The sequence below is a fragment of the Thiocystis violacea genome, assembly GCF_016583565.1.
GTDB lineage: Bacteria > Pseudomonadota > Gammaproteobacteria > Chromatiales > Chromatiaceae > Thiorhodococcus > Thiorhodococcus violaceus_A.
This window is the reverse complement of sequence record NZ_NRRF01000024.1, coordinates 62,657-69,134: the sequence shown is the minus strand read 5'-3', so window position 1 is coordinate 69,134 and position 6,478 is coordinate 62,657. Positions and strand designations below refer to the sequence as shown.

General features: G+C 67.0%; 7 protein-coding genes. 5 read left to right on the top strand and 2 right to left on the bottom strand.

Going from position 1 to position 6,478, the window contains the following annotated elements; all coding sequences use genetic code 11:
• Positions 1–189 precede the first annotated feature (189 nt).
• From CKO23_RS11775 to CKO23_RS11760, 4 genes are read left to right on the top strand one after another with little or no spacing between them, the layout of a single operon-like run.
• Entirely contained in the window at positions 190–1,173 is a 984-nt protein-coding gene (locus CKO23_RS11775; RefSeq protein WP_200331306.1) for a zinc-dependent alcohol dehydrogenase, read from the top strand.
• A gap of 13 nt (positions 1,174–1,186) precedes the next feature.
• Positions 1,187–1,591, top strand: a complete 405-nt coding sequence (locus CKO23_RS11770) for a 6-pyruvoyl trahydropterin synthase family protein (RefSeq protein ID WP_200331294.1) — start codon at positions 1,187–1,189, stop codon at positions 1,589–1,591.
• On the top strand, positions 1,588–2,652 hold the full coding sequence (locus CKO23_RS11765) for a glycosyltransferase (protein ID WP_200331292.1): 1,065 nt from the start codon (positions 1,588–1,590) through the stop codon (positions 2,650–2,652). Before CKO23_RS11770 ends, CKO23_RS11765 begins: the two co-directional genes overlap by 4 nt.
• Positions 2,649–3,521 (top strand): class I SAM-dependent methyltransferase, encoded by an 873-nt coding sequence (locus tag CKO23_RS11760; protein WP_200331290.1) that lies wholly within the window; start codon positions 2,649–2,651, stop codon positions 3,519–3,521. Before CKO23_RS11765 ends, CKO23_RS11760 begins: the two co-directional genes overlap by 4 nt.
• 19 nt (positions 3,522–3,540) lie before the next feature.
• On the opposite strand, the gene CKO23_RS11755 is transcribed toward CKO23_RS11760, so the two are convergent.
• Positions 3,541–4,482: a RibD family protein gene (locus CKO23_RS11755; RefSeq protein WP_200331288.1), complete on the bottom strand. Its 942-nt coding sequence runs from the start codon at positions 4,480–4,482 to the stop codon at positions 3,541–3,543.
• A 281-nt stretch (positions 4,483–4,763) separates the two neighbouring features.
• Positions 4,764–5,573 carry an SHOCT domain-containing protein gene (locus CKO23_RS11750; RefSeq protein ID WP_200331286.1) on the bottom strand — a complete coding sequence of 270 codons (810 nt, stop codon included), beginning with the start codon at positions 5,571–5,573 and terminating at the stop codon, positions 4,764–4,766.
• A gap of 490 nt (positions 5,574–6,063) precedes the next feature.
• Here CKO23_RS11750 and CKO23_RS11745 point away from each other — a divergent pair, with 490 nt between their 5' ends.
• On the top strand, positions 6,064–6,468 hold the full coding sequence (locus CKO23_RS11745) for a hypothetical protein (protein WP_200331284.1): 405 nt from the start codon (positions 6,064–6,066) through the stop codon (positions 6,466–6,468).
• The last annotated feature ends 10 nt before the right edge of the window (positions 6,469–6,478 follow it).

Below are 6,478 nucleotides of genomic sequence, written 5' to 3'. Positions count from 1 at the left end.
CCACCGGAGCCACTCCAGGTAGTCGAGGCAGTCCGCATCGGTGCGAAACCAGGACTGGAACTCGCCCGCAGTCCGCGGATAATCAACGCCAGCATGAGGGTAAGTCACCCTTGGAGTTTACTCCGGTTAAGTGGAGACCCCAGACGTTTGACATGGCTTTTGAATCGCATCCTGATCGAGCATCCCGCAATGTCCATCACCCATCCGCAAGCCCTGGCATTCTGGATCACCGGTCCCCGCGCCGGTGAGCTGCGCCCCGTCTCGCTCCCCGAACTCCAAACCGGCGAGGTGCTGGTGCGCGCGGGCTTCGGCGCCATCAGCCGCGGGACGGAGTCGCTGGTCTATCGCGGCGAGGTCCCGGTGAGCGAGCATCAGCGCATGCGCGCGCCCCATCAGGAAGGCGAGTTCAGCTTCCCGGTGAAGTACGGCTATTGCAGCGTTGGCGAGGTCGAGCGCGGGCCTGATGCCCTGCTCGGCAAGCAGGTCTTCTGCCTCTATCCGCACCAAAGTCGCTACGTGGTTCCGGCGCGGGCCGTCATCGCCCTGCCGGACGGGATCCCGCCGGAGCGCGCGGTGCTCGCGGCCAACCTGGAGACGGCCGTGAACGGCCTCTGGGACGGGGCGCCCCGCGTCGGCGACAGGATCGCGGTGGTCGGCGCGGGCGCGGTCGGCTGTCTGGTCGCTTGGCTGGCGGGCAGGATGCCGGGGTGCGAGGTCGAACTCGTCGACATCGACCCGGCGAGGCAGGCGATCGCGCAGGCCCTGGGCGTGGGCTTTGCGCTCCCGGACGCCGCGCGCGGGGATGCCGATCTGGTCATCCATGCGAGCGGTCATCCCGAAGGCTTGACGACCGCCCTGGCGCTTGCGGGCTTCGAGTCGCGGGTGATCGAGATGAGCTGGTTCGGCGCCAAGCCGGTGACCTTGTCGCTCGGCGAGGGCTTCCATCAGCGGCGACTGAGTCTGCGCTCGTCGCAGGTGGGCAGCATCGCCCCGGATCAGCAGCCGCGTTGGTCGACGCGCCGGCGGCTGGAGCTTGCGCTGCGATTGCTCGCGGACCCAAGGCTTGACAGACTCATCACCGACACGAGCCCATTCTCGGACCTGCCGGCCGTCATGGCCCGGCTTGCCGATGACCCCAAGGGCACCATCTGTCATCGCATCGACTACTTTTGAGGGCCATCGACCCATGTATAGCCTGAGCGTTCGCGACCACATCATGATTGCCCACAGCTTTCGCGGGGCGGTCTTCGGCCCGGCCCAGCGGCTCCATGGCGCGACCTATGTCGTGGATCTGGAGCTGCGTCGACCGGAGCTGGATGCCGATGGTTTGGTGGTCGACATCGGACTTGCCAGCCAGACACTCGCGGCGGTGCTCGGCGAGCTGAACTATCGCAATCTGGATGAAGATCCGGCCTTCGCCGGCCAGAACACCACCACGGAGTTCCTGGCGCGCGTGATCCACGCGCGTATCGCCGATCGGATCCGCGCGGGCGAGCTGGGGCCAGCGGCGGTCGGCCTCACCCAGATGCGCGTGACCTTGCATGAGTCCCATGTCGCCTCGGCCAGCTACGAGGGTGACCCGCGCCAGTGACCGCGCGCCGGCTCGACCTCGTCATCCCGGGCGACCTCGCGACCCCGACCGGCGGCTATGCCTATGCCCGGCGGATCATCGCCGGACTCTCCGAACGCGGCTGGCGCATCCAGGTCCATGCGCTCGATGCGAGCTTTCCACGGCCTTCCTCGGCGAGTCTGCGCGAGGCGGAGCGCCTCCTGGGGCGGATTCCAGCCGGGCGGACGCTTGTCATCGACGGCCTGGCCCTTGGCGCCATGCCGGCCCTGGTGGAAGCTGCCGCGCCGCGGTTGGATCTGATCGCCCTCATCCATCACCCCCTGGCCCTGGAGACGGGACTCGAACCCGCCGAGGCGGAGCGATTGCGCCGCTCGGAGTTCAGGGCGCTGGCGTCGGTTCGCGGCGTCATCACCACGAGCCGTGTGACGGCCGATGGCTTGACGGCCTATGGGGTTTCGCGCGAGCGCACCCGGGTCGTGGAGCCCGGGACCGACGCGGCGCCGCTCGCGACAGGTTCCGGGTGCGAGCGGCTGAATCTCCTGTGCGTGGCCACGCTGACGCCGCGTAAGGGGCATGCCATCCTGTTCGAGGCGCTGTCCAGGGTGCGAGATCTGTCCTGGCGGCTCGCGTGCGTGGGCAGTGCGCAACGGGATCCCGCTCACGCCCAAGCCCTTCGAGCGCGCATCGGCGCACTGGACCTGGCCGATCGCATCCAGCTCGTCGGGCAGGTGGATGCGGCGGCCCTCGCGAACCATTACCAGGCGGCCGATGCCTGCGTCCTGGCCTCTCATCACGAGGGCTACGGCATGGTGCTCGCTGAGGCGCTGGCCCAGGGTCTGCCGATCCTGTCGACGACGGCGGGCGCCATCGTGCACACGGTTCCCGAGACGGCCGGTCTGCTGGTCCCGCCTGGCGATGTCGAGGCCATGGCGGCGGCCCTGCGCCGATTCCTGACGGATCGCCAGCTGCGTGAGCGGCTGCGCGCGGGCGCACTGAGGGCGCGGGCGTCGCTGCCCAGCTGGAACGCCGCCTGCGACGCCTTTGCCGATGCCGTCGCCCATCCGGCGCGGGTGTCGGGTTGAGCGCCTTCTCGCCCGAGTGGCTTGGGCTGCGGGAGCCCGCCGATCATGTGGCGCGCGATCCCGGATTGACCCAGACCCTCGCGCATTGGGCGCAACGACGGGGCAGGCTGGAGGTTCTTGATCTGGGTGCGGGCACAGGCTCGAACCTGCGCTATCTGGCGCCCCGGCTGGGTGTGGACCAACACTGGCGGCTCCTCGATTACGACGCGGCCTTGCTCGCGGCGCTCCCGGCGCGGCTGCTCGAATGGGCCGCGCGGCAGGGGTATGGCGTCCTGCGCGCATCCGACGGCCTGCGGATTCAGGTCGATCGCTGCCGGGTCGATGTCGACTGGTCTCGCTGCGATTTGGCGAGCCTGTTCGGCGCGGCGTTACCGCTTCGCCCGCATCTGGTGACGGCCTCGGCGCTGTTGGATCTGGCATCCGCCGACTGGGTCCAGGGGCTCGCCCGCTGGTGTCATGCGCGGGACAGTGCCGCGCTCTGCGTGCTGACCTACGACGGACGGATCCAGTGGCGGCCGAGCCTGGCTGGGGATACCGTCATCGCGGAGCGACTGAACCGTCACCAGGTGCGCGAGAAAGGGCTGGGATTGGCGCTGGGGCCGGCGGCCGCCGCTCGGGCGGTGGATGCGTTCGAGACGCTCGGCCGGGGCGTTCAGGTGGCGCCCAGCGACTGGCACCTCGGCCCCGAGTCGCTGGACCTGCAAGAGGCGCTTGCGACAGGGTGGGTGCGGGCCGCGATCGAGCTGGATCCCATGGTCCATGAGGAGGCCGATACCTGGCTGCGGTCGCGTACCGAGGCGTTTCGCCGCGCGGACGCATGGCTGCGCGTGGGGCACCAGGACCTGCTGGCGCTGCCGTGCGAATCCTGAGTCCTGAGCCGCGGCGCGCTCAACGCAGACGCACGGGCGCGCGGCCGGGATCCGGTGGGTTCGCGTCCGCAATGGGCTCGCGACGCAGATCGAAGTCCCACAGGATGTCCTCGCCCATCTGGAACAGCCTGTAGGCCGGGCGTCGGCAGGCGCGCATGCTCTGTGCGGGCGGCAGGCTCAGACCCGGTCGACCAGCGCCGATCAGCACGGGCGCCGTTGCGATCTGAAGCCGATCCAGCAAGCCGGCCGTCATCCAGCGGGAGACGGTCACACCGCCCCCTTCGATGAAGAGGGCGTGGAGCCCGCGTCGGCCCAGCGCGGCGATCACCGCGCTGAGCCGCAGGCCCTCTCCGTTGCGCGGGATACCAATGAGGTCGTCCGCCGTCTCTGTCTCCGTGATCCGGTCCGCGCCGCAGACGCGCAGGGTAGGGGCCTCGCCGTCACCGAACAGACGGTGCTCGCGCGCGAGCCGGCGGTCCGGGTCGATGACCACGCGAACAGGGTTGGGGCCTGCAACGAGCCGTGTCGTGAGGCGTGGATCATCGGCCGCCACCGTCCCGGCCCCGACGACGACCGCGTCGCACAGTGCGCGCATGCGGTGGAGGTGGGTCAAATTCGCCGGTCCGGTCACGTAGCAGGAATCACCCGAGCCTGTCGCAATCTGCGCATCGAGGCTTTGGCCGAGATGGCCGATGACGACCGGGCGTCGCGCGCTCGCGCCGAGCGTCGGCAGGTAGAGTTCCACGAGGTCCCTGAACTCGACGGGGAGACCTGGACCAACCGCGAAGGCGTGATCGCGCCAAAGGAGCCCGGCGCGGTCGTCGTCTGCCTCGCACAGGTGAGGGTCGCCCGCGGCTCCAAGCCGAATTCCGAACGGGGTGGCCGGGAAGGTCGAGCGAGAACGCCATTCGCGCGCAACCAACAGGAGCCTCCAACCTAAGTCGAGTCTCTCTCGGGTCATCTGTTCCCCTGGTATCGATCGATCGGATCCTCTGCCGTCTGGGCGATCGGCAAGCCTGTGTCGGCGCGCTCGTTGCGATCCCCGCGCGAGTGGTCTCGATCGACAAGATGCGGACAGTTCGGACTCCGTCAACGCATGGCGCCAACCCCGCCGCGAGCATCACACCGACCGCGAACCCGGTTCGTCAGGTGATGAATCGCCTCGGCCAGATCGAGGGGGATCGCGAGCGATCGCCGTGTGGCGAGGTCGGCCAGGACCTTGTCACGACGACGCGAGCGGTGTCAAAAGCGGCTCAGCAGCTCGGACTTCTTCCGCGCGAACTCCTCGTCGGTGAGGATGCCCTTTGCGCGCAGATCGGCAAGGCGCTCGATGGCGGAGAAGATGTCCGCCCCTGGAGCCGAGCCGCGCGCTTCCTGCGTCGCCGGCGGTGGCGACATCGACGGGGCCATGGTTGCGGGCTGACCGTCGATCGAGACGACCGGCAGACTGGTCAGATTCACGGTGCCGTACTGGCTGGTGAAGAGGATCGAGCCGCCCGAACCCTGTTGCTGGGAAAAGCCGCCGATTTGATGATCGAGGGTGTCATAGAGCCAGACCTGCCCATTGGTCTCCACGGCCAACCGACGGGCGTTGGCGAAGTAGGCATAGCGGACGTTGTTCTGGCTGCCGGTCGCGCTTGGCGCACCGATCTCCCGCGGCCACCACTGGGTCGCGGGATCCGGCACGAAGAGACTGGACTCGCCCATGGGCGCACCGGCCCCCTGGCTCTGCTGTCCGCTTCCGCTCTGGCTCTGGGATTGGAAGCTGCCGCTGCGCAACAGACCCTGCTGGGTCGCGAGAATCCCGGAGATTTCCCCGCACAGCGCGTCGACCCGTCCCTTGAGGTTGTGGTTGAACATGTCGCCCAGCATCAACATACCGCCCTGCATCCACTGGCCGGATCCGCCGAATTCGGAGTGACTGAACTGCGCCATGGAGCCGTTGCCGTTGAGCACGGCGAAGAGCATGTGTGCGACGGCATCGGGGCTGAAGCCATAGCGCTGAGAGAGGCCATTGACGATCTGTTGGCCTTCAGCCGTGAGTTGCTGCATGGGAATCGCTCTCTATCGATAAATGATGTCGGGAGGCGCTGATCGAGCGCCTCGAGAATGTGTAGGGTCGCGTGCTGAGGGATCCCCCGGCGATCAGCGCCGCAATCAGACGGACCCTTGGGGAGTGTCGGGCATGAGCGCGATCCAGTCGGACGACGCGTGCGGCGCGAACAGCGTTTGGTCGCAGTCTACTCGTATCTGACCTTGGGCACCTGTGCCGATCAGCCCTTTCGACAAGGAAGGAGCCTGATGTCCTTGCGTGCCCGAGCCCAGTTGCGGTTGTCGACTTTGCTGTACTCGGCGTCCGGTTTATCCTGCGGGGTGATCACTCGAGATGCTCTTGGAAGCCAGGATGGTAGCTGGCCGACACCCATCGTCGCTTTTCGCGCTGCCGGTGTGTGGACCGTGCGAAACGGATTCGCCTGAGTCTGCGCAGGCGTTCCGGACAGCATTCAATACTCCTTCTGGAGTTGAGGGTAAAGCCCGATCGATGGCATACGGTATCGACCTTTCTGCGTCTGCTCGCCGCCACCTGGAAGCAGCCCACGTACTCTACGACGACGAAAAGCGTCGAGACGTGGCCGGCTACGTCTACGGCATCGCCGCCGAGTGTGCTGTTAAAGCAATGATGAGGGAAGCTGGCATGCAACCACTCACGAAAGACAAGCGTAGAGAGGATCCTTTTTACGCCCACTTCCCTGAGCTGAAGACTCTACTGCGGGATCTGCCACTGGGGCGCCGCGGGACGACGCTGATGAAGTTCATCGAGAATCCTAACTTCATGAGCCAATGGGATACTGATATGCGTTACTGCAAAGGTGATGATATCAATCGAAATTGGGTGGATCGGTGGCGAAATCAGGCCAAAGATGTCGTTGGGGCAATTGGAACCTAGAGAGCAAGAT